20 protein-coding genes are annotated in these 23,085 nt (G+C 70.6%); 13 read left to right on the top strand and 7 right to left on the bottom strand.

Annotated features, from left to right (window positions below; genetic code table 11):
- Together ACVCAG_RS27250 and ilvA are read left to right on the top strand one after the other, a co-directional pair.
- On the top strand, nt 1–1,220 hold a 1,220-nt coding region (locus tag ACVCAG_RS27250; RefSeq protein WP_447190502.1), incomplete at its 5' end, for a right-handed parallel beta-helix repeat-containing protein.
- Nucleotides 1,221–1,440: 220 nt separating this feature from the next.
- Nucleotides 1,441–2,649: a threonine ammonia-lyase gene (gene ilvA / locus ACVCAG_RS27245; RefSeq protein ID WP_440085642.1), complete on the top strand. Its 1,209-nt coding sequence runs from the start codon at nt 1,441–1,443 to the stop codon at nt 2,647–2,649.
- A 27-nt stretch (nt 2,650–2,676) separates the two neighbouring features.
- Here ilvA and ACVCAG_RS27240 read toward each other — a convergent pair whose 3' ends face one another.
- The 3 genes from ACVCAG_RS27240 to hppD form a co-directional block, all read right to left on the bottom strand.
- Complete coding sequence (locus ACVCAG_RS27240; protein ID WP_440085641.1) at nt 2,677–4,176, bottom strand: M1 family aminopeptidase; 1,500 nt, start codon at nt 4,174–4,176, stop codon at nt 2,677–2,679.
- A gap of 72 nt (nt 4,177–4,248) precedes the next feature.
- Nucleotides 4,249–4,959: an RDD family protein gene (locus ACVCAG_RS27235; protein WP_440085640.1), complete on the bottom strand. Its 711-nt coding sequence runs from the start codon at nt 4,957–4,959 to the stop codon at nt 4,249–4,251.
- Nucleotides 4,960–5,167: 208 nt separating this feature from the next.
- Nucleotides 5,168–6,250, bottom strand: a complete 1,083-nt coding sequence (gene hppD, locus ACVCAG_RS27230; protein WP_440085639.1) for a 4-hydroxyphenylpyruvate dioxygenase — start codon at nt 6,248–6,250, stop codon at nt 5,168–5,170.
- Nucleotides 6,251–6,379: 129 nt separating this feature from the next.
- On the opposite strand from hppD, the gene ACVCAG_RS27225 reads away from it, so the two are divergent.
- Nucleotides 6,380–6,859 carry an Lrp/AsnC ligand binding domain-containing protein gene (locus ACVCAG_RS27225; protein WP_440085651.1) on the top strand — a complete coding sequence of 160 codons (480 nt, stop codon included), beginning with the start codon at nt 6,380–6,382 and terminating at the stop codon, nt 6,857–6,859.
- Between the two features lie 102 nt (nt 6,860–6,961).
- Nucleotides 6,962–9,148, top strand: a complete 2,187-nt coding sequence (locus tag ACVCAG_RS27220) for a transglycosylase domain-containing protein (protein ID WP_440085638.1) — start codon at nt 6,962–6,964, stop codon at nt 9,146–9,148.
- Nucleotides 9,149–9,345: 197 nt separating this feature from the next.
- Here ACVCAG_RS27220 and ACVCAG_RS27215 read toward each other — a convergent pair whose 3' ends face one another.
- Nucleotides 9,346–11,400: a thioredoxin domain-containing protein gene (locus tag ACVCAG_RS27215; RefSeq protein WP_440085636.1), complete on the bottom strand. Its 2,055-nt coding sequence runs from the start codon at nt 11,398–11,400 to the stop codon at nt 9,346–9,348.
- Nucleotides 11,401–11,747: 347 nt separating this feature from the next.
- Here ACVCAG_RS27215 and ACVCAG_RS27210 point away from each other — a divergent pair, with 347 nt between their 5' ends.
- The 3 genes from ACVCAG_RS27210 (at nt 11,748) to ACVCAG_RS27200 (ending at nt 14,489) form a co-directional block, all read left to right on the top strand.
- A complete protein-coding gene (locus ACVCAG_RS27210) occupies nt 11,748–12,284 on the top strand; it encodes a DUF2243 domain-containing protein (RefSeq protein ID WP_440085635.1) in 537 nt (178 codons plus the stop codon).
- Nucleotides 12,242–13,111 carry a cytochrome c oxidase assembly protein gene (locus ACVCAG_RS27205; RefSeq protein ID WP_447190501.1) on the top strand — a complete coding sequence of 290 codons (870 nt, stop codon included), beginning with the start codon at nt 12,242–12,244 and terminating at the stop codon, nt 13,109–13,111. Before ACVCAG_RS27210 ends, ACVCAG_RS27205 begins: the two co-directional genes overlap by 43 nt.
- 217 nt (nt 13,112–13,328) lie before the next feature.
- Nucleotides 13,329–14,489 (top strand): hypothetical protein, encoded by a 1,161-nt coding sequence (locus ACVCAG_RS27200; protein WP_440085633.1) that lies wholly within the window; start codon nt 13,329–13,331, stop codon nt 14,487–14,489.
- A gap of 154 nt (nt 14,490–14,643) precedes the next feature.
- Here ACVCAG_RS27200 and ACVCAG_RS27195 read toward each other — a convergent pair whose 3' ends face one another.
- The 3 genes from ACVCAG_RS27195 to mca form a co-directional block, all read right to left on the bottom strand.
- A complete protein-coding gene (locus ACVCAG_RS27195; RefSeq protein ID WP_440085632.1) occupies nt 14,644–14,961 on the bottom strand; it encodes a GNAT family N-acetyltransferase in 318 nt (105 codons plus the stop codon).
- A gap of 101 nt (nt 14,962–15,062) precedes the next feature.
- Nucleotides 15,063–15,263, bottom strand: a complete 201-nt coding sequence (locus tag ACVCAG_RS27190; RefSeq protein WP_440085631.1) for a hypothetical protein — start codon at nt 15,261–15,263, stop codon at nt 15,063–15,065.
- A 34-nt stretch (nt 15,264–15,297) separates the two neighbouring features.
- Entirely contained in the window at nt 15,298–16,194 is an 897-nt protein-coding gene (gene mca / locus ACVCAG_RS27185) for a mycothiol conjugate amidase Mca (protein ID WP_440085630.1), read from the bottom strand.
- A gap of 226 nt (nt 16,195–16,420) precedes the next feature.
- Between mca and ACVCAG_RS27180 the strand changes: the two genes are divergently transcribed.
- The 6 genes from ACVCAG_RS27180 (at nt 16,421) to ACVCAG_RS27155 (ending at nt 23,045) form a co-directional block, all read left to right on the top strand.
- Nucleotides 16,421–16,849, top strand: a complete 429-nt coding sequence (locus ACVCAG_RS27180; RefSeq protein WP_440085629.1) for a DUF4307 domain-containing protein — start codon at nt 16,421–16,423, stop codon at nt 16,847–16,849.
- A gap of 112 nt (nt 16,850–16,961) precedes the next feature.
- Nucleotides 16,962–17,462, top strand: coding sequence for a transcription elongation factor GreA (gene greA, locus ACVCAG_RS27175; RefSeq protein WP_344750139.1), 501 nt, complete (start codon nt 16,962–16,964; stop codon nt 17,460–17,462).
- Nucleotides 17,463–17,661: 199 nt separating this feature from the next.
- Nucleotides 17,662–18,936: an NlpC/P60 family protein gene (locus ACVCAG_RS27170; protein ID WP_440085628.1), complete on the top strand. Its 1,275-nt coding sequence runs from the start codon at nt 17,662–17,664 to the stop codon at nt 18,934–18,936.
- 132 nt (nt 18,937–19,068) lie between these two features.
- Nucleotides 19,069–19,596, top strand: a complete 528-nt coding sequence (locus ACVCAG_RS27165) for a hypothetical protein (protein WP_440085627.1) — start codon at nt 19,069–19,071, stop codon at nt 19,594–19,596.
- Nucleotides 19,597–19,886: 290 nt separating this feature from the next.
- Nucleotides 19,887–21,686, top strand: a complete 1,800-nt coding sequence (locus ACVCAG_RS27160; RefSeq protein WP_440085626.1) for a phosphoenolpyruvate carboxykinase (GTP) — start codon at nt 19,887–19,889, stop codon at nt 21,684–21,686.
- 396 nt (nt 21,687–22,082) lie between these two features.
- On the top strand, nt 22,083–23,045 hold the full coding sequence (locus ACVCAG_RS27155; protein ID WP_447190500.1) for a TIGR04222 domain-containing membrane protein: 963 nt from the start codon (nt 22,083–22,085) through the stop codon (nt 23,043–23,045).
- Nucleotides 23,046–23,085: the final 40 nt, after the last annotated feature.

The following is a 23,085-nucleotide window of genomic DNA, read 5'->3' as shown; positions in this document are numbered from 1 at the left end:
AGACCACGACCGTCTCACTGAACGCCGGCGCCAACACCATCCGGCTGACCCCGACCACCGCCGCCGGCCTGCCCAACATCGACCACCTCGACGTCGAGACCGGCGACCAGCCGCCGCCGGCGAACGCGTTGTACGTCGCGACCACCGGTGACGACACCAACCCGGGCACACCGGCCTCGCCGCTGCGGACGATACAGCGGGCCGTGGACCTGGCACAGCCGGGGTACACGATCGTCATCCGCGGTGGCACCTACGCGCCGAGCACCAACATCCAGATCCTCAAGAACGGCACGCCGACCCAGCCCATCACGATGCGCAACCATGACGGCGAAAAGGTCATCCTCGACGGCGAGAACATGCCCTACACGCCCGGCGCGGTCGGCTCCAGCATCCCCCGCCCCGAGCGGGGCGCCATCCACATCGAGGGCGACTGGTGGCGCCTGACCGGCCTGGAGATCATCCACGGCCCGTACGGCATCTTCGGCCTGGACACCAACAACACCGTCTTCGACCGCCTGATCACCCGGGACAACTACGAGTCGGGTCTGCACCTTCAGGGCGCCTCCGGCAACAACCAGATCATCAACCTGGACGCCTACGGCAACCGCGACCCGCGCAAGAACGGCGAGAGCGCCGACGGCCTGGCCATCAAGGAAGGCTCGGGCAGCGGCAACGTGGTGCGCGGCGCCCGGCTGTGGAACAACTCCGACGACGGCCTGGACTTCTGGATGTTCCTGTCCCCGATCACCGTGGAGTCATCGGTGGCGTGGGGCAACGGATTCAACCGGTGGAACCTGCCCGGCTACACCGGAGACGGCAACGGCTTCAAGCTCGGCGGCGGTGACCCCGACCCGCCGGCCGACCACGTGATCCGCAACTCCATCGCGTTCGACAACGCGGTCGGCGGCTTCATCGACAACGGCAACCCCGGCCGGCTGACCGCCGACCGCAACACCGCGTGGCGCAACGGCGGCACCGGCTTCGACTTCGCCGACTCCGACTCCACCCTCACCAGGAACCTGTCGGTGGCGAACGCGACGCAGGTCTCGCTCGGCTCGTCCTCCTCGGGCTCGGGCAACTCCTGGAACCTCGGCGGCACCTGGACCTTCGCCGGCACCGACTCCGGCACGATCACCGGACCCCGCGCGGCGGACGGCTCGATCCCATCCTCCGCCTTCCTGCGCCCGTCCAACGGCGCCGACGTCGGAGCACGTATCTGACCTGGGTGGATCCACATTTCGCTCCTCGGCCGCTCCGAGAAGGGCACCGCCGGCACGCTCTTGACCACGATCGGTCAGCCTGAGCCGGCGCCCACGCGCTGACGTGATCCCGCGACAGGCCGATGCGGCGGGCCCGGAAACGGGTCCGCCGCATCGGCAGGACGGAGAAGCCGGCGACGGTCACGAGAACGCGGGGGGCGCACGCCGTACGATGATCCGCATGTCAGACCCTCAGGTGGCCTATGACGACGTGGTCGCCGCGCGTGAGCTGCTGGCCGACGTCGCCCTGCGCACCCCGCTGCTCCACTCCCACGTGCTCTCCGAGATCATCGGCGGGCCCGTCCACCTCAAGTGCGAGAACCTGCAGCGCTCGGGTTCTTTCAAGATCCGGGGGGCGTACGTCAGGATCGCCGGGCTGACCGGGGAGGAGCGGCGGCGCGGAGTGGTCGCGGCCAGCGCGGGCAACCACGCGCAGGGGGTCGCGCTCGCGTCGGGGCTGGTCGGCACCGGGGCGACGGTCTACATGCCGCAGGGGGCGCCGCTGCCCAAGGTGGCCGCGACCCGGTCGTACGGTGCCGAGGTGCTCTTCGCGGGTGACACCGTGGACGTCGCGCTGGAGCGGGCGAGGGAGCACGCGAACCGGACCGGGGCCGTGTTCATCCACCCCTTCGACCATCCCGACGTCATCGCCGGGCAGGGCACGATCGGGCTGGAGATCGTGGACCAGCTGCCCGAGGTCGGCACGATCGTGATGTCGCTGGGCGGGGGCGGGCTGGCGGCCGGGGTGGCGCTCGCGGTCAAGTCGCTGCGGCCGGGCGTGCGGATCGTCGGGGTTCAGGCGGAGAGGGCCGCCGCCTACCCGGCGTCGCTGGCCGTCGGGCACCCGGTCGAGGTCAGGCCCGCCTCGACGATGGCCGACGGCATCGCGGTGGGCCGCCCGGGCGAGCTGCCCTTCGAGCTGATCCACTATCTGGTCGACAGCGTCGTCACCGTCACCGAGAGCCAGATCTCCCAGGCACTGGTGCTCTGCCTCGAACGCGCCAAGCAGGTCGTCGAGCCCGCGGGCGTGGCCGGGGTCGCCGCGATCCTGGCCCACCCGCACGTCTTCGAGCCCCCCGTGGTGGCCGTGCTCTCCGGGGGCAACATCGACCCGCTGCTGCTGGCCAAGGTCCTCCGGCACGGCCTGGCCGCCGCCGGGCGCTATCTCACCCTGCGGGTGCCGCTCTCCGACCGGCCGGGCGCGCTGGCGGCGCTGCTGGCGCGGCTGGCGGAACTCGGCGCGAACGTGCTCGACATCGTGCACGAGCGGCTGGGCATGCACCTGGGGGAGGTCGAGGTCCAGCTCCAGCTGGAGACCAAGGGGCCGGTGCACTCCGAGGAGGTGCTGGGCTCCCTGCGCGTCGAGGGATACAAGATCATCGTCACGTGAGCCGCCCGGTCGGGCCGTAGGGGCCCCTCACCAGGTGGTCGGCTTCTTCGCGGTGAACAGCCAGGCGTCGAAGAGGGGGCCGAGCTTCCTGCCGGAGATCTTCTCGGCCATCGCGACGAATTCGGGGGTCGTGACGTTCCCGTACCTGTGCGTGGCGCTCCACTCCTTCAGGAGCTTGAAGAACGCCGGGTCGCCGATCCGTTGCCTGAGCGCGTGGAGCGTCATGCCGCCCCGGGTGTAGACGGAGTTGTTGAACAGGTCGTCCGGCCTGGCCTGGCCGGGGGCGTAGCTCCAGATCGGGTCGTCGGTCCCCGCGCTGTAGTGCCTGCGGAAGAGCTGCTCGGCGGTGGCCTGGCCCTCGTGCTCCGACCAGAGCCACTCGGCGTAGGTCGCGAAGCCCTCGTTGAGCCACAGGTCCTTCCACCGGGTGATGCTGAGGCTGTCGCCGAACCACTGGTGGGCCAGCTCGTGGGCGATGATGGCGTCGTCGGGGGCGAATCCGCCGTACATGGGTTTGGTCTGGTTCTCCAGCGCGTAGCCGGCGGGGAAGTCGTCGACCACGCCTCCGGTGGAGGAGAAGGGGTAGGGGCCGAAGACCGTGCTCCAGTAGTCGGTGACCCTTCCCGACACGTCGTACAGCTTGCGCAGCGAGCCGCGGAACCTCGGGTCGACGGCCGCGACGTTCTTCAGGCCTCCGGGGGTCCTGCCCTGCAGCATCTCGAACTTGCCCAGCGTCATGGTGGCGAGGTAACTGGCCATCGGGTGGCTCTCCCGCCACCGGAACGTCGTCCTGCCCCCGGCGGTCTTCGGCGCGCCGACGAGCTCGCCGTTGGCCAGCGCGGTCAGCCCCGCGGGCACGGTGACCTCGAAGTCGTAGCTCGCCTTGTCCGAGGGGTGGTCGTTGCCGGGGAACCAGGTCTTGGCACCGTTGGGCTGGCACGTGACGAACGCGCCGTCCTTGGTCGGGATGAAGCCGTACGTGCCCAGGTTGGAGGAGCCCCTGACCGGTTTGGGTTCGCCGGCGTACGCGACCTCGACCGTGAACGCCGCGGCCTTCGGGATGGACGCGGCCGGGGTGACGCTCAGCTCGGTCCCGGCCCTGTCGAATCTCGCGGGCCTGCCGTCCACGGTGATCCGGCTGACGGTGAAACCGGAGAGGTCGAGGTTGAAGCTCGCCAGGTTCTGGGTGGCCCGCGCCGAGATCCGGGCCACTCCCGACAGATGCTTGGACGCCGGCTCGTAGCCCAGCTTGAGCCCGTAGTGGCCGACGTCGTAGCCGCCGTTGCCGTCGGTGGGGAAGTCGGAGTCGCCGATCCCCGGGGCGCCGGGGGTGGCCTCGTGGCCGGTGGCGATGTCGGAGGCGGAGGCGACCGGCTTCAGGGGGCTCACGGCGGAGGCGTCCGGTCTCACGGGGCTCACCGAGGGGATGCTCGCCCCGTTCGACGCCGAGCAGGCGACCGTGCCGATGGTCCCGAGCGTGCTGAGAAGAGCGGCGGTCGCCGTGGTGGCCAGCCGTTTGGACGCCATAGGTTAAAGCCCCTTTCCCGGCCGGACGGCCGAGCCCGTGAAATGGCACACTACGCGACTGACCTGCGCCGATCAGGCGTCTATGACAAGCGTCCTGGCCGCGATGTCGTGTACGGCCTGCTTGCGCGACTGGAAAAGGATGAAGGCCACATCTATCCAGCCCAGGCAGCAGGTGGAGTACATCAGCCAGGAGACCAGTTGACGGAGCGCGACCTGCCCGACACCGGCCTTGTGCCCGCTGGTGTCGGCCACGCGCAGCCGGAAGATCTTCTTGCCGAGCGTCTGACCGTTCCAGAAGGCGGTCAGCATCCAGGAGTAGAGGAAGCCGATCACCGCCACCAGGAGAGTCTCCGCGTAGGGTACCTGCACCGACAGACCACTTTCCGCGCCCGTGACGGTGGTGACGGTCCGGTAGGTGAAGGGCGAGGAGAGGACTCCGACGACGAGAAGGTCGAGGATTCCCGCGAAGAGGCGGCGCCAGCGTCCGCCCAGCCTGATGGCGCCCGGCCAGGGGAAACCGCCGGAGGGTTCTCCCGCGGACGGGTAACCGAAGACGGGATCGGGACCTTCCGGCCCGCGGCCGGGAAAAGGACCGGAGCCGGGGACGTGGGAAGAACCGGAGGAAGGGCCGGGGGAGGAGCCCGGCCGGTGACCGGGAGAGGGATCGGGGCCGGGTTCGTGGCCGGCGCCGGGGCCCGGGCCCTCGTGACCCGGGTCGGGGGGTGCGGGATCGGACCACGGGTCCGATCCCCGGTCGTCCGGCGGTGGCGGTGCTGATCCCATCCAGGGGTGATCGCCACAAGAGCGCCACGGCAAAGCCAAGGACGGTTACGGGTTGCCCCCGAGCCGTGGCCGGCCCCGGTCGCTCCCCGGAGCGTGGGCCGCCGCCGCCGGCCCTTCGCGCGCCCCTGGGGAGTGCTCCCGGGCCGTGGCCCCCGGCGGCCCCGGGGGGCGGGTCGCCGGCGGCCAGGTCAGTCCGAGCGGTCCCCGGTCACAGGTTGCCCCGCAGGTCCTGCTCGCGCTCGATCGCCTCGAAGAGCGCCTTGAAGTTGCCCTTGCCGAAGCCGAGCGAGCCGTGCCGCTCGATCAGCTCGAAGAACACCGTCGGGCGGTCCTGCACCGGCTTGGTGAAGATCTGCAGCAGGTAGCCGTCCTCGTCCCTGTCGACCAGGATGCCGCGCTTCTTCAGCTCCTCGATCGGCGCGCGGACCTCGCCGATGCGGGCGCGCAGCTCGGGGTCGTCGTAGTAGGAGGCGGGGGTGTTCAGGAAGCTCACACCGGCCTCGCGCATGTGGTCGACGGTGGTGAGGATGTCGTTGGTGGCCAGCGCGATGTGCTGCACGCCGGGGCCGCCGTAGAACTCCAGATACTCGTCGATCTGAGACTTCTTCCTGGAGATCGCCGGCTCGTTGAGCGGGAACTTCACCTTGCGGGTGCCGTCCGCGACCACCTTGGACATCAGCGCCGAGTACTCGGTGGCGATGTCGTCGCCGATGAACTCCGCCATGTTGGTGAAGCCCATGACCCGCTTGTAGAACTCCACCCACTCGTCCATCTTGCCGAGTTCCACGTTGCCGACGCAGTGGTCGACGGCCTGGAACAGGCGGCCGTTGCGCACGTCGGGGGCCGCCACCAGAGGCTCCGCCGCGACGTAGCCGGGCAGGTACGGGCCGCTGTAGTTGGACCTGTCGACCAGGGTGTGCCGGGTCTCGCCGTAGGTCGCGATCGCCGCCGACACCACCTTGCCGTGGTCGTCCTCCACCACGTGCGGCTCCACAAGACCCCGCGCGCCCTGGGCGATCGCGTGGGCGTAGGCGGCCTCCACGTCGGGGACCTCGATGGCGAGGTCGATCACGCCGTCACCGTGCTCGGCGACGTGGCGGGCCACCCCGGTGCCGGGACGCACCGCCCCCCGGAACTCGAACCTGGCCGAGCCCGAGGTGAGGACGTACGCCACCTCGTCGCGGCTGCCGTTCTCCGGGCCCCGGTAGGCCACGAGCCGCATGCCGAACGCGCTGGAGTAGTAGTGGGCGGCCTGCTTGGCGTTGCCCACAGCGAAGACTACGCAGTCCATACCGTTCACAGGAAAGATGTCACTCATGCGAATACTGTCTGTTTTTCTGGGCTGTTTGTGCAACACTGTCTTCAAGTACTGCGCAAACTGCACACCTACTCGCCGGTCACCGCGGAGTATCTGTACATCATGACGATCGACCAGCTCGACGCCCGGCTCATCGCCCTGCTGGCGGCGGAGCCCCGGCTCGGGGTGCTGGAGTGCTCGCGGCGGCTCGGCGTGGCCAGGGGGACCGTGCAGGCACGCCTCGACAGGCTGACCGCCCGCGGGGTGGTCACCGGGTTCGGGCCGGACATCGCCCCCGCGGCGCTCGGCTACGACGTGACCGCGTTCGTGACCCTGCAGATCCGCCAGGTCAGCGGGCACGATCCGGTCGCCGACCAGCTCGCCGCCATTCCCGAGGTGCTGGAGGTGCACACGATCACCGGCGGCGACGACATGCACTGCCGGGTGGTGGCGCGCAGCAATGCCGACCTGCAGCGGGTAATTGACCTGATCGTTGATGTCCGGGGCGTGGTCAGAACCTCTTCGGTGATTGCCTTGGACACCCCTGTGCCATACCGTGTTCTGCCTTTGGTGGCCGATGTCCCGCGCAAGGGGAAGGCCTAGCCGTACCATGCCAAGCAGGGGCCAGACACCGTTATCCATCGTTTACCCTTAACGGTCCGCAACCGTCGGGGGTCAGCGGCGGGTCCTATCGGGGGGTCACGCGTGTTAAAAGGCGGGACGGGCAGTCCCAGGAGGAAGCTCCTGAGGATCACACTCGTCGTCTTCGGCGTCGGACTGATCTCGGCGATCGGCCTGCTCGGAGTGGTGTGGGCGATCACCCCCATTCCCGACAGCACGCAGCCGAGGGCCACCGCGCAGGGGTCGGTGATCTACTACCGCGACGGCAAGACCGTGCTGGCCAGACAGGGCGTCAACCGCAAGAGCGTGGCCCTCGACAAGGTGCCGCAGAGCCTGCGGAACGCGGTCATCGCCGCGGAGAACCGCTCCTTCTACGAGGACCAGGGCGTCTCCCTCTCGGGCACCTTCCGCGCAATGTGGTCCACTATCAGCGGCCAGCAGCTCCAGGGCGGCTCCACGATCACCCAGCAGATGGTCCGCAACTACTACAGCGGCCTCAGCCAGGAACGTTCCATAATCAGGAAGCTCAAGGAGGTCATGATCTCCTTGAAGGTGGACCAGTCGAAGTCGAAGGACTGGGTGCTGGAGCAGTATCTCAACACGATCTACTTCGGCCGGGGCGCCGACGGGGTCCAGGCGGCGGCCGGAGCCTACTTCGGCAAGGACGTCAGCAAGCTCACCCTTGCCCAGGGCGCCTACCTGGCCGCGGTGATCCAGCAACCCTCCAGGTTCGCCGACCCGCAGGGCCCCGACCTCTACGCGGCCAGGGACCGCTGGAGGTCGGTGATCGACGGGATGGTGGCCACCGGGGCCATCACCTCCCAGGAGGCCGCCAAGGTGACCTTCCCCGCCCTCCGCAAGCCCAGGGCGATCTTCGCGCCCAAGGGGCAGGAGGGCTACATGCTCGACCAGGTGACGGCCGAGCTCAAGAGCAGGGGCTACACCGACGAGGTCATCAACCAGGGCGGGCTGAAGATCGTCTCGACCTTCGACAAGAACCTGATGGCCGCCGCCGAGCGCGCCGTCACCTCGGTCCTGCCGGACGACACCCCCAGGAAGGTCCGCACCGGGCTGGCCGCCGTGGACCCCGCCACCGGTGAGGTCGTGGCCTTCTACGGCGGGCGCAGCTACACCGCCAACAAGTTCGACAACTCCTTCTCGGCCAAGGTGCAGGCCGGATCGACGTTCAAGGCCTACACGCTGGCCGCGGCCCTGGACAACGGCTTCGGCCTCGACACCAGGGTCAACGGCAACTCGCCGCTCCGGATCGCCTCCGCCGACATCCCCAACTCCGGCGGCTACTCCTACGGCGAGGTCAACCTCGTGAAGGCGACCCAGAGCTCGGTGAACACCGCGTTCGTCGACCTCGCCCAGAAGGTCGGCCTGAACAAGGTCGTCAAGGTCGCCGAGCAGGCCGGAATCCCCGCCGAGCAGCTCGACCCGCACCGGGGCGCCGCCACGCTCCCGCTCGGCGTGGCGTCGGTGAGCGCCGTCCAGAACGCCTCCGGCTTCGCCTCCTTCGCCGCCGAGGGCGTCCACCGCGAGGCTCACGTGATCCGCTCGGTCACCGACGCCGAGGGCAGGGTCGTCAAGAGCTCCACCAAGGGCAAGCGCGCCTTCGGCGAGCAGGCCGCCATCGACGCCACCTACGCGCTGACCCAGGTCGTCGAGGCGGGCACCGGCTCCGCGGCCCGCCTCTACGACCGTCCCGTGGCGGGCAAGACGGGCACCACCGACGAGTCGGCGGCCGTCTGGTTCGCCGGGTTCACCCCGCAGCTGGCCGTGGCGGTCGACATGTTCCGCGACGACAACAAGCCGGTGACGGTGAACGGCAGCGCCCTGTACGGCGGTTCCTACCCCGCGCAGATCTGGCGCGCCTTCATGACCGAGGCGATGGAGGGCAAGCCGGTCAAGGAGTTCAAGGAGCCGTCCAACTACGGCTACTCCGGCTCGTACGGCGGCTACGGCCCCGACGACGAGTACGGCGATCAGCAGAGCGACGGCCAGGACAGGAGCACGCCCGGCCCCGGCGAGACGGGCACTCCCGGCCCCGACCAGAGCGCCACCCCCGACCAGGAGACCCCGGGGCCCGACCAGCCCCCGACCCCCGAGGACACCGGCGAGGGACCGGGCGGTCCCGGTGACGGCCCCGGGCCCGGCCGGGGTGACGACCCGGACGGGCGTGACGGCGAGGGCGGTGACGGGGGCGGTGACGACTTCGGCCTCGACGGTCTGGGCCACCGGCTCGGCGACCCCATCCAGGGCAACTGACGAGGTCCAGGGCGACCGGCGAGGCCGGGCGCGGTCACGCGGGCGGCGGCGACCTGCCCGGCGGCCCCGTCCAGGGCGGCGGCCTCCGGCGTTCGGGACGACGGACCCCGGCCGCTCCGGCGGTCCCCGCCCGGTTCCGACGGCCACCCGGTCCATCGCGCCTGGTCCGTCGCGCCCGGTTTGTCACGCCCGGGTTGTTACGCTCCGCCCGCCAGCTCGGCTCGCAGGGCCGCCGGGGTGGTGACGGGCATCCTGCAGGTGAAGCCACGGCACACGTAGGCCGCGGGCTCGCCGCCCACCAGGCCCCTGCCGGCCAGGAGCGGGACCTCCCCGGCACCGGCATCGGCATCGGCACCGGCGGGATCAGGCTCGCCGAGCGCCAGGACCAGACCGGGCAGGGGTGACAGCAGGGCCGTCCTGTGCAGGGCCGCCGTCGCCGGATCGCCCGCCGGGCCCACGATCGCGACCTCGATCGGGCCGGACAGCGCCGCCTGGGCCGCGGCCAGCCCCCAACCGGCGAACCGCGCGTGCTTGTCGGCCAGCACGGTGACCGTGCCCAGGGCCGCCTCGGCCGCCTCCCGGTGCCGGGCCGAGCCGGTCAGCGCGGCGTACGAGAGCAGCGCGCCCGCGGCGGCGAACTGGCCGGACGGGGTGGCGTTGTCGGTCGCGTCCCGCGGGCGCTGGAAGAGCCGCTCCGCGTCGTCGGCGGTGTCGTAGAACCCGCCGGAGCCGTCGGAGAACCGCGCCAGGACGGCGTCGAGCAGCGCCTCGGCCCGCCGGAACCAGCGGACCTCCCCGGTCACCCCGTACAGGGCGAGCAGGCCCTCGGCGAGGTCGCCGTAGTCCTCCAGGACTCCGGCGTTGGCCCCCGCCCTGCCGTCGCGGGAGGTGCGCAGCAGCCGGTCGCCGTCCAGGTGGAGCTCGTCGACCAGCACGGCCGCCTCGCGGGCCGCCGCGACGAGGTCCGGCCGCTCGAACAGGGCACCGGTCTCCGCGAGGGCGGCGATGGCCAGGCCGTTCCAGGCGGCCACCACCTTGTCGTCCCGTCCCGGCCGTACCCGGCGGGCCCGCGCGGCCAGCAGCGCGGAGCGGACCCGGGCGAACCGCTCGGCGTCGCCGGGGTCGGGGTCGGCGAGGAGCTGCAGCACCGAGGTGCCGTGCTCGAACGTCCCGGTCACCTCGAACAGCTCGATCGCCCAGAGCCCGTCCTCCTCGCCGAGGACCTCGCGGATCTCCTCACCGGTCCAGGCGTAGAACTTGCCCTCCACGCCCTCGCTGTCGGCGTCCAGGGCGGAGGCGAAACCCCCCTCGGGGGTGCGCATCTCGGCCAGCAGCCAGTCGGCCGTCTCCAGCGCCACCCTCCTGCCCAGGGCGGAGCCGGTGGAGCGCCACCAGTGCGTGTAGACCCGCAGGAGCAGGGCGTTGTCGTAGAGCATCTTCTCGAAGTGCGGGACCACCCACTCGGCGTCCACGCTGTAGCGGGCGAACCCCCCGCCGAGCTGGTCGTAGATGCCGCCCCGCGCCATGGCCTCCAGCGTCCGCCCGGCCATGGACGTCGCCGCGTCGGCGGTCGCCCGCCGCTCCCCGTCCCCCATGTCCCGCGTGGTCCCGGTGGCCGCCGCGCCGTAGCGCAGCAGGAACTCCAGGGCCATCGACGGCGGGAACTTGGGTGCTCCGCCGAAGCCGCCGCGGACCGGGTCGAAGGACTCGGCCAGGCTGTGCACGGCCCGGGTGAGCGTGTCGGGCGTGGGCAGCGGCCCGGACGGCAGCGCCGACCGCTCGTTCAGCGCCTCCACGATCTTCGAGCCCTGCTCCAGCACGGCCTCCCGCTCCTCGGTCCAGGCGCCCGACACCCCGGCCAGCAGCCGCTGGAACTGCTGCCTGGGGAAGTAGGTACCGGTGTAGAAGGGGTGGCCCTCCGGGGTGGCGAAGACCGTCATCGGCCACCCGCCCTGGCCGGTCATGGCCTGGGTGGCCGCCATGTACACGGCGTCGACGTCCGGCCGCTCCTCGCGGTCGACCTTCACGTTGACGAAGCGCTCGTTCATCAGCGTGGCCGTGGCCCGGTCCTCGAAGGACTCGTGGGCCATCACGTGGCACCAGTGGCACGCCGAGTAGCCGACGCTGATCAGCAGCGGCACGTTCCGCCGGACGGCCTCGGCGAACGCCTCCTCGCCCCATTCGAACCAGTCGACGGGGTTGTCCGCGTGCTGCAGCAGATAGGGGCTCGTCGCGTCCTTCAAGCGGTTCATAACGACCTTTCCTGCGTACGCGGTGCGTGCGTCCTCCTCGCGAGGTGCGCGGAGATCGCGCGTCGCGGTTGTACCCACACGGTCCTTCTCACACTAAACCGAGAGAGGGACGGGGCCGCGAGCATGGGCGGGCGGCCGAAATTTTAGGCCGCGGATGGCGTGCGCGGGTGCGTCGCTCCCGTACGCCCGCCGGTGGCTCTGGTGGGGTTTGCCGGGGGACCCCGAGGTGCCCCTTCTCCTCGGCGGGCGGCACGCGGCTCCGGACCGGCCCGACCCGTACGCGGGCGGACAGGACTGGCCGGGCGCGAGCCGGGAACAAGGGGGCCATGATGGTGAAGAGGTCGGCTGTGCGGAGCGGCGCCGGGCGGATCGCCGTGCCGGGAACGATTCTGGGCATCGGGCTGGGAGGGTTCGTCGACGGCATCCTGCTGCACCAGATCCTGCAGTGGCACCACATGCTGACCAGCACGAACACCGACAACATCGGGGTGAGGTACTACCCGGCGGACACCGTTCCCGGGCTGCGGATGAACACGCTGTGGGACGGGCTGTTCCACGCGTTCACCTGGCTGGCGGTGCTGATCGGTCTCGGCCTGCTGTACTCGCGGGTCCTGCACTCCCGCGGCCGGGTGTGGAGATCTCGGGAGCTGTGGGGCTGGATCCTCGTCGGATGGGGGGCGTTCAACCTGGTGGAGGGCATCATCGATCACCATCTGCTGGGCATCCACCACGTGCGGACCGGCCCGTACCAGACCTGGTGGGATCTGGGATTCCTGCTCCTGGGCGCGGCGCTGGTGGCCGGCGGGTGGCTGCTGCAGCGTGGCGGCGGCCCGGTCGAGCTGTGCGACGAGGGCGGGCGCGCCCCCGCCGCGCCGACGTCATGATCGTCCTGGCGCCCGAGGCCCACGAGGTCCACGAGCACGGCGGCGGCCTGGTGGCGGCGCTGCCGCCGGCGGTCCTGGCCGTGGTGGCGGGCGGGTACGTGCTGCTGGCGGTGCGGCGCGGTCGCGAGCCCAGAGGCTGGAGCCGGTGGCGGACGGCGGGTTTCTTCGCGGGCGTCGCGCTGCTCGCCGCCGCCGTGACCGGGCCCGTCGCCGCGTTCGCCGAGACGGACTTCCGCGGGCACATGCTGCAGCACCTGCTGATCGGCATGCTGGCGCCGCTGGGCCTGGTGCTCGGTGCCCCGGTGACGTTGCTGCTGCGCTCGCTGCCGCCGGTCCACGGACGGCGCCTCGTCGCCGTGCTGCACTGCCGGGCGATGCGTCTGGTGGCCGACCCGTGGATCGCGCTGCTGCTCAGCGTGGGCGCCATGGTGGCGCTGTACTGCACCCCGCTGTATCGGATCGCCTCCACCGGCGCGCTGCCGCACCACCTGGTGCACGTGCACTTCCTGCTGTCCGGATACCTGTTCGCCTGGGTGATCGCCGGTCCCGACCCGGCGCCGCGGCGCCCGCCGGTCCCCCTGCGGCTGGTCGTGCTGGGGGTGGCCATCGCCGTACACGCCACCTTGTCGCAGCTGATGTACGCCGGGCTCGTCGTCGACGTGCCGGTGCCGGTCGCGCAGCTGCGCGGAGCCGCGGAGATCATGTACTACGGCGGCGACATCGCCGAACTGCTGCTGGCTTTCGCGCTGGTGAGCACCTGGCGCCCCGTCCGGACCACCGCCCCGCGCGGGACGCACGCTCCGGCCGCCGCGTCCGGGATCTCCTGACCCCGCTCCCGGGCCGTTCCCCAAGTCTCTCTCCCGAACGTGGGAGGGAACCAGCCAGGGGCGGAGGCCGGTGGCCGGTGGGTCCTTCGCGCGTTCGCAGGAGCGTGCCGTACGGCTCCCGCGGCTCCCCCCTGACGGACGCGGTGCCTCGGGTACGCGAGAGTGACACCGGGCGGGAAGGTGTGTTCACCGCTCTTCCGGCGTAGGCTCACTGGGCGTGGATCTCGACTTCGTGTGTGTGCACGCCGGAAGGACGGCTTCCGAGCTGACCCGGCGTGATGTTGCCCGTGCGCTGCTCGCCGTGCCGTCCGGCGTGGCACTGGTGGCGCTGCCCGATCTGAGGCGGGCGATGCTGGCAGCGGGCAACCCGCTGTCGGTGCCCTTCTGGGACTCCGCGAAGGCGACGCTCAGCGCGATCGAGTCCGGCGGCGCGACCGTGGGGGACGTGCAGCGCTGGTTGGAGTCCACCGGCACCGAGCCGCTCCTGCTCACCCCGAGCTTCTTCGTCTGGCCCGAGGAGGACGAGCGAGGACCGGTCGGCGAGGAGATGTTCCACGGGCTGGTCGCCTACCTGGAGGAACGGGTCGCCGCCGGGGAGATCGATCCGGACGCGCTCGCCCGGGGCGACGAGCAGGCCAGGGAGGCCTACGCGGATCTCCAGGAGCGCTGGCTCACCGGCCCGCTGCCCGACGGGCGGATCCCCGGGACCGCGGTCTCCGACGAGCAGGACGAGGAGCTGTTCGCCGCCTGGGACGAGGAGGAGGCGTTCGCGCTGGCCGAACTGCGGCGCATCCTGGCCGAGCTGCCCGAGCCCGAGCGGCCCGTCAGGGAGCTGCACGCCGCGGCCACCCGGCTGCGCGAGGTGCTGGGCAGGCCCGGCTATCCCGGCAACGTGCTGCGGGCCTGCGCCGGGTACGAGGGGGAGCCGCTGCCGGCCGACGACGAGGAGCTCTGGCTGACCGTCACGGCGGGCATCGCGGGGCCGATCTCCGACCTGCCCGAGGAGGAGGACCGGCTGGAGGTCTTCTCCGACCTGGACGGGGAGCTCAGCCACGAGGACTCGGTGCTGGCCGCCCTGTGCGCGATCCATCACGCCGACTGGCTGGCCGTGGTCGCCGCCCTGGCCAGGCGCGGCCCCGGGGTGCTGGCGTCGCCCGAGCGGATCGCCAGGCTCATCGCCGAATCGGAGGACATCGACGTCGATCTGGACGAGCCGGAGGACCTGGAGGCGGCCGAGACGCTCTTCAGCTCGGTCACCCCGCTCTGGGCGTGCCTCGGGATCGTCGACAGGACCGAGGTGCTCACCTCGCTGGGCCGCTGGGGGCTGCCCAGGGCGCTGGAGCGCGCCTGGTCCTCGACGGACACCCTCGGTGACTGACGGGCGTTCCCGTACGGCCCGAAGAGGCCGGTGAGGCGTCCCGATCCGGGGGCGCGCTTCGTGACGGCGGTCCTTGACGACGGCCCGTGACGGCGCCGTCCGCCGGTCGGCGGACGGTCCGGCTCCCGCGCGGCTCCGGGCGGGAGCCGTAAGGTCAGGCCTCCTCGTCGAGGAGGTCGAGGTAGCCCTCGGGGACCAGATCCTTGTACTCGAGGTGGCGCCGGATGTAGCGGGCGATGAACGGGCAGAGCGGCACGACCGACCGGCCGGACGAGCGGCTCGCGTCGAGAGCCGCTGAGGCCAGCCGGCTGCCCAGGCCCTTGCCCTCGTGCTCGGGGAGGATCTCGGTATGGGTGAAAAAGATCTTTCCGGCGCGCAGGCGGTACGCGGCGAACCCGGCGACCCCGCCGTCCAGCAGGATCTCGAAGCGGGAGGCCTCGGGGTTGTCGGAGACCTCGATGTCGTCGGCCATGGTCGTTCTCGCTCGCTCTCGGGATTTCGGCTCGGCTGATCCCGCCCCTCGCGCGTGTCGCGCGGTGGCCGGGCGGGACCGTGGATCCGGCGGGGCCGGGGCTAGGGAGCGGTCGGCGTCGTGGTGGTGCCGGCGTCCTTCCGCTCCCTCAGCTCGGCCTCGGAGGGGACCTCGATCCTGGAGATCTGCTTCCTCATCGACTTGACCAGCATGTACAGGGCGAACCCCAGGCCGGCCACGACGAGGAAACCCAGGAGACCCGGGCTGACGTCACCTTTGGTGACGGTGTCGAATGCAATCACATGTCAAGTCTGCCACCGTCACCCCATGGTCGCGTCAGTGGCAGGCGTGCGAGACCGTGTCCGCCGGGACATCCGCGTGGACACCGGTGAACAGGTCGTCCTCGGGAAGCTCGACGTCCACGAGCGAACGGGCCAGGTGGTAGTCCTCGGTCGGCCAGACCTCGCGCTGAAGGTCGCGCGGGCAGACGAACCAGAAGCCGTCCGGGTCGACCTGGGTGGCGTGCGCGAGCAGCGCCTCGTCGCGGACCTCGAAGTAGTCGCCGCAGGGGATGCGGGTGGTCACCGGCCACTTCTGCGGGCGGTCCTCCCAGCGGGAGATCCACTCGGCGTACGGGGAGCCGATGCCGCGGTCGTTCATCGCCTCGTGCAGCGCCTCGAACCGGTCCTTGGTGAAACCCATGTGGTAGTAGAGCTTCAGGGGCTGCCAGGGCTCGCCGGCGTCCGGATAGCGGTCGGGGTCGCCTGCCGCCTCGAAGGCCTCGACCGAGACGCGGTTGGTCATGATGTGGTCGGGGTGCGGGTAGCCGCCGTCGTCGTCGTAGGTCAGGATCACGTGCGGCCTGAACTCGCGGACGGCCGCCACCAGCGGCTCCGAGGCGATCTCCAGCGGCTGCAGCGCGAAGCAGCCCTCGGGCAGCGGCTCGCTCTCGTCCTCGGGCAGGCCGGAGTCGACGAACCCCATGAAGCGCTGCTGTACGCCGAGGATCTCCCGGGCGCGCTCCATCTCCAGGCGCCGGACCTCGCCGATGTTCTCGAGGATCTCCGGGCGCTCCATCTTGGGGTTCAGGATCGACCCGCGTTCGCCTCCGGTGAGCGTACAGACCAGCACGTCCACGCCCTCGGCCACGTAGCGCGCCATGGTGGCGGCGCCCTTGCTCGACTCGTCGTCGGGATGCGCGTGAACGGCCATCAGCCTGAGCGGTGCACTCACGGGCTCGGTGTCTCCTTATGTCGGTCGCGCGTCGGATCGTCGCCGGTCGCCTCGCGGACGGCCCGCCTGGCCGTGTCTTCCGCTCCGCTCGACGTGGTGCCCCGCGCGCCCTCGGCTTACGTCACTCTAGGGAGAGGTTAGTTTCTCTTGGGCGGTCGCGAGGGCGAGGCCCCCGCAGGGGACAATTGTCTCGGATAACACCGAGGTAGTGCAGGGAGATTCCGTCATGGCCACCAGCGAAGCCGAGAAGGGCCGTCAGGACGGTCCTGTCCTCGGCACCCCGGGCGACTTTCCCGACCGCCCGGAGCGCAGGGGGCGCTTCGTCGTGCATGTCGTGATCGCGATCCTCTGCGCCGTGTGCGCAGGGGGATGGGGCTACGTGATGTGGGCGGCGAAGGGCAACACGGAGGTCATCGACCAGGTCATCGCGTTCGATGCCACCCGCGGCGATTCTCTGCAGATCACCTTCGAAGTGGTCAAACCATCCGATCGCGCGGCGCTCTGCCGCCTGCGGGCCACGGACGTCAGCCACGTCGAGGTCGGCAGCAAGGAGGTCAATATTCCGGCTGGTGAGGGGTATGTTCGGCTTACCGAACGGCTAGAGACCAGTGCTCGGGCCACTTCCGGCCATGTCCAGTACTGCTATCTCGTATAGTGAGACATTTGGGGAGGCGGTCGAGGGGTTAACTTGTTAGCCTTTCGAAATTCAACCGACCGCAGCCCCCCAAGCACCAAGCACGAAGCCCCCGAGGAAGCAAGGAGAACCCGTGGCCGACTCCCACAGCGAGAGCGTCACCTGGCTCACTCAGGAGGCGTACGACCGCCTGAAGGCTGAGTTCGAGCACCTCTCGGGGCCCGGGCGCGTCGACATCGCCAAGAAGATCGAGGCGGCACGCGAGGAAGGTGACCTGAAGGAGAACGGCGGCTACCACGCCGCCAAGGACGAGCAGGGCAAGATGGAGGCCCGCATCTTCCACCTCCGCCAGATCCTCGACAGTGCCAAGGTCGGCGAGGCGCCCCGCACCGAAGGTGTGGTCGGTCCTGGAATGACGGTCACCGTCCGTTTCGAGGGCGATGACGAGGAGGTCGCCTTCCTGCTGGCCTCCCGTGAGGAGAGCGGCGCCCCGATCGACGTCTACTCGCCCAAGTCGCCGCTCGGTGCGGCGATCAACGGCAAGAAGATCGGCGAGAAGGCGACCTACACGATGCCGAACGGCCGCTCCAACACGGTCGAGATCCTCGAGGCCGTGCCGTACATCGGCAACTGACCTCCCCATACTCCGATCGATTCGCTGATCCGCCGGGACGGGTGTCCCGGCGGATTGCCGTGTGTCAGAGGATTTGGCAGGGTTTCGTAAGTCGTGCGGCCACATTGCAGATAGGGCGCTTTTCGATGGGTTCGCGTGCATTGGAGGGCGCTCTACGGCACCCTCGTAGGGCTGGAGTCCGCGGGGAAGGGGAGATGTCGTGTTCGATCGGCGGCCACGTGTCTCCGACCTGATCCGGGAGGCCCGGCAGGATCTCGCCTACCGCCCCCGTCTCCGCTACAGCCACCGCACCGCCCGCCTGATGAGGCGGGTCGTCCCCGTCCTGGCCGTCCTGCTCGTCGGCGTGCTGGCCACCGGCCTGATGGTCTTCGCCCAGATGCCGGAGGCCGAGCCGGAGACGGTCACGATGCGCAGGTCCGTCGCCACGCTGCCGACCCAGGTGGCGAAGCCCGCCCAGGGCGGGCCTGCGGCACCGGAACCGGTGGCACCGCTCACCTCGATGCGGCAGCCGCACCTGTTCGTCGTCGCGCACCGGCCGCTCAGCGCGACCGTGGTCGCCAGGATCGCCCAGCTGCCCGGGGTACGGGCGGTGGAGCGGGCCGACGCCGCGGAGGTGATCCTGGACGGCAAGCCGGTGCAGACGCTCGGGGTGAACCCCTCGACGTTCCGCGCGTACACCCCCAAGCCGACCGCGCGCTCCGACAGGCTCTGGCGGAACGTCTCGGCGGGGGAGGTCGCCGTCTCCTTCGTCCTGGGCAACGACGGGGGCATGCCGCTGGGCAAGACCTTCACCACCGCCGGGCGCAACCTGCGCGTGGGCGCCTACGCCACGATGGGCATGGGCGCCATCGACGCCGTGGTCTCCCGGCCGACCGCCCGCACGCTGGGCATCCCGGAGAACAACGCGCTCGTGGTGAGCGCGCCGAGGGCCGACTCCGCGAAGCTGCGTCTCACCCTCCTGCGCAACCTTCCCAAGGGGTCGCAGGTCGCGATGATCAACCCGGTGCTGAGGGCCCCCGGCAAGACCGCCGGCGAGACCACCGGCAAGACCGTGACCTGGTCCGCGAGCTCCTTCATGACCGCCCCTCAGGTCACGACCGCGCTCACCGCCGCGATCGGCAAGCTCGGCCGCCCGTACGTGTGGGGCGCCGAGGGTCCTGACACCTTCGACTGCTCGGGCCTGGTCCAGTGGGCGTACGCGCAGGCGGGGATCAAGGTGCCCCGGGTGACGCACCAGCAGTTCGTCTCCGGTCCCCAGATCCCGCTCTCCGAGGCCCAGCCCGGTGACCTGCTGTTCTGGCGGCACGACCCCACCAACCCCGGTTACGTCTCGCACGTGGCCATCTACTGGGGAGGCGGCAAGATGCTGCACGCCCCCAGGACCGGCGACGTGGTCAAGCTCGTCCCCGTCACCACCCGCAACTTCGCCGGGGCCGTACGGATCAGCCCGCAGGTCGCCGCCCGGGTCCGCTAGCCCGCGTCCTCCGTTTCCACGCCTCCCGCACGTTCCCCCGCGTTTCCCCGTGTTCCCGCGGGGTTTCGGCTGCCCGCGTTCGGCGCGGCGCGATGCTGGCCTCGTTCGGTGAAGCGTTGTAATCTAAATTACATGGGAAAAGATGAAGCGGTGGCGAAGCTGCGCGGCTGGTTCGCGGGCAGGCTGCCCGAGGAGTGGTTCGAGGGCGGGGTGGAGATCGTGCTGGACCGCGAGGAGATCGCGGTGGTCGGCAGGCTCCGGGCTCCCGTGCTCGATGACGACGTCTCGGAGGTGGAGCACTCCGCCGCCATGGAGGGCGGCATCCTGCGCTTCCGCGAGGAGACCAGGGAGCGGCGCGTCGAGATCGCGCTCGAGGCCGAGCAGCGCTTCCGCAGAAAGGTCTCCTGGGGAGTCGCCGTCGGCGACAAGACAGTGATGTTCACCACACTCTCGGTGCCTGTCATGACCCGGCTCAAGCAGTCGGAGCGTCAGGTGCTCGACACCCTCGTCGCGGCCGGGGTGGCCCGCAGCCGCAGTGACGCGCTCGCCTGGTGCGTGCGCCTGGTGGGCAACCACACCGACACCTGGCTGGCGGATCTGAGGGACGCGCTCCAGCACGTCGATCGCGTCCGGGCGGCGGGTCCGGACGTGAATTCCTGAGCCTGGGCAGCGGAAATGACCAATGAATTGGTCTGAACCTGTTCGCCGATTGGTTTAGACCTTTCTCATTGGCCTATACCACTGCCGATGCGGCTTTTTTAGATTCACTTCTTTTGGGTAGGGGTTTCAAAACCTTGCGTCTCCTGCCAGGCCATACGCCGTGGGAGGCGCCGGGCCTGAAGCGCCATGACGCGTGATCGTGCGAATTCACTGGTCTATGCCAATTGGATTGAGCGCGGTTCGTTCGTCAATGATGTTTTGGCCCGGAGAAGTGTAAAGGAGCCCCAGCAGTGTCCGTTACCGTAGATGTCACCGCCGTCAGCCCGACCAGCCACGAGGAGCTTGCCGGGTGGGTCAAGGAGATCGCCGCGCTGACCCGGCCGGACCGGATCGAATGGTGCGACGGCTCCGAGGCCGAATGGACCCGCCTGACGAACCTGCTGGTCGAGCAGGGCACGTTCACGCGTCTGGCCAAGCGACAGAACAGCTTCCACGCCACCTCCGACCCCGGCGACGTCGCCAGGGTCGAGGATCGGACCTACATCTGCTCCGAGCGTGAGGAGGACGCGGGACCGACCAACAACTGGATCGCCCCCGCCGAGATGCGCCGTACCTTCGGCGAGATCTTCAAGGGCAGCATGCGCGGCCGGACGATGTACGTGGTGCCGTTCTGCATGGGGCCTCTGGGCGGTGAGATCTCCCAGCTCGGCGTGGAGATCACCGACTCGCCGTACGTGGTCGTGTCCATGCGCGTCATGACCCGCATGGGCGACGACGCCCTGCGGCTCATCGAGGAGCGCGGCGGCTACGTCAAGGCCGTCCACTCGGTCGGCGCCCCGCTGGAGCCCGGCCAGGACGACGTGCCGTGGCCGTGCAACCCCACCAAGTACATCAGCCACTTCCCCGAGACCCGCGAGATCTGGTCCTACGGCTCCGGGTACGGCGGCAACGCCCTGCTCGGCAAGAAGTGCTACGCCCTGCGCATCGCCAGCACGATGGCCCGTGACGAGGGCTGGCTGGCCGAGCACATGCTCATCCTCAAGATCACCCCGCCCTCCGGGGAGACGCGTTACGTCGCGGCGGCCTTCCCGAGCGCCTGCGGGAAGACGAACCTCGCCATGCTCCAGCCGACCCTTCCCGGATGGAAGGTCGAGACGATCGGCGACGACATCGCCTGGATGCGCTTCGGCGACGACGGGCGGCTGCGCGCCATCAACCCCGAGGCGGGTTTCTTCGGCGTCGCCCCCGGAACCGGTGAGGCCACCAACGCCAACGCGATCAGGACGCTCTGGGGCAACAGCATCTTCACCAACGTCGCCCTCACCGACGACGGCGACGTGTGGTGGGAGGGGCTCACCGACCGGCCCCCGGCGCGCCTGACCGACTGGAAGGGCCGCGCCTGGACGCCGGACTCCGGCGAGCCCGCCGCGCACCCCAACGCCCGCTTCACGGTCCCGGCCGCGCAGTGCCCGACGATCGCCCCCGAGTGGCAGGACCCCGAGGGGGTGCCGATCTCCGCGATCCTGTTCGGCGGGCGCCGGGCCAGCGCGGTCCCCCTGGTCACGGAGTCGACGAGCTGGCAGCACGGCGTCTTCGTAGGGGCCAACATCGCCTCGGAGAAGACCGCCGCCGCCGAGGGCAAGGTCGGCGAGCTGCGTCGCGACCCGTTCGCGATGCTGCCCTTCTGCGGCTACAACATGGGCGACTACTTCGCCCACTGGCTCAGGATCGGCCGGCGGGAGAACGCCCGGCTGCCGCGCATCTACTACGTGAACTGGTTCCGCAAGGACGACGAGGGCAGGTTCATCTGGCCCGGCTTCGGCGAGAACACCCGCGTGCTCAAGTGGATCGTCGACCGCCTCAACGGCCGGGCGGAGGCGGTACGGACCCCCATCGGCCTGCTTCCCGCCCAGCTCGACACCGAGGGCCTCGACGTCTCCGAGGAGAACATGCGGACACTGCTGAGCGTCGACGAGGAGATCTGGAGGCAGGAGGCGTCGCTCATGCCCGCCTTCTTCCAGACCTTCGGCGACCACATGCCCAAGGAGCTCTGGGAGGAGTACGAGGCCCTCGTCGCCCGCCTGGGTTGAGTGCCGCCCGGGCTGGGCACCCGCCCGGGCTGGGCACCCGCCTGGATCGAGCGCCGGACCTGACCGGGCGCCCGCCTGGATCGAGCGCCGGACCTGACCGGGCGCCCGCCTGGATCGAGCGCCGGACCTGACCGGGCGCCCGCCTGAATCGATCGCCGGGCCGGATCGGGTGTCCGTCTGGGGTGATCGCCGGGCCGGGCACCCGGGCCGGGGAAAGGCGCGTCCGAGGCCACCGGCTCCGGCCGCGCCGGGGCCGGTGACATGTGTTTCGCCTGGTGACCGACATCTCACCGGGTCGCCGTCGAAGTCGGGTGAAACTTCTGCCAGGCTGTGCGCGTCTACCTGGGTACACGGGACGTCACTCCTGTGGCCCACCTTCCCCCCAAGGAGGCGGACATGGGGTTCTCACTGTTCGTCATCGCCTTCGTCGTCGGCCTGGTCATCCTCTCCACGGCCTTCGCGTTGCACCGCGAGCACCGCCGGGTTCGCTCGGCCATGATCGGCCACTACGGCGGGCCACCGAACCCGTACGAGCTCGCCTATCTCTCCGGAGGGCCGCGCCGCGTGATCAACACCGCGCTCGGCCTGCTGGCCAGGGCCGGGGCGATCCGGATCTCGCGAGGGGGTCAGGCCAGCCTGGTCGCCGGGGCCCAGCCGTCTCCCGACCCGATCGAGTACGCCGTCATGGAGTCGCTCCACCTGCGCGGAGGCTCGGCCCCGGTGGGCGAGGTCCGCCGCGCGGTGGCCGAGGGGCAGAGCGTCGACGGCCTGCGCTACCGCCTGCTGGGGCTCGGCCTGCTGGTGCCCGAGGGCGCGCTCGACCACGCTCAGGTGCTGCTGAGCCGGCTCCAGATCACCTCGATCATCGAGGTGATCGTCGTGGCGGGCATCCTGCTCGCGGGGGCCACCGGGGGACTCGGCACCTTCGCGCTGCTGGTGGGCATGTTCTCGGTGATCGGTGGTTTCTCCGTCTACGCGCGGCAGAAGCGGGCGCTGCGCGACGTTCTGAGTCACGCCGGCCACGAGGTGCTCGCCTCCGCCCGCCGGACCTACGCGCGGGGTGCCCGCCCCGTCGCGCCTGATCTCGCCTTCGCGGTCGGCATCCCCGTCGCCCTGTACGGCCTGAGCGAGCTCAACGAGCCCGGCCTGGAGGAGGAGCTCCAGCGCCAGGCCGCAGGCGGTTCGAGCAGCTGCGCCACGGGCGCCTGCGGCGGCGGTTCGAGCTCGGGGGACGGTTCCTCCTTCGGCGGTGGCGGTGACTTCGGCTCCGGTGGCTGGGGTGACTCCGGCGGGTCGGGTGACGGCGGTGGCGGGTCCAGCTGCGGCGGAGGGTGCGGCGGTGGCGGTTGCGGTGGGTGAGCGGCATCCGGCCCCGGCGGTGAGGACGGCCGGTGCCACC

This window comes from Streptosporangium sp. G12, assembly GCF_052983175.1.
Note: the sequence above shows the minus strand (reverse complement) of the source record. Positions and strands in the feature narration are given on the sequence as shown.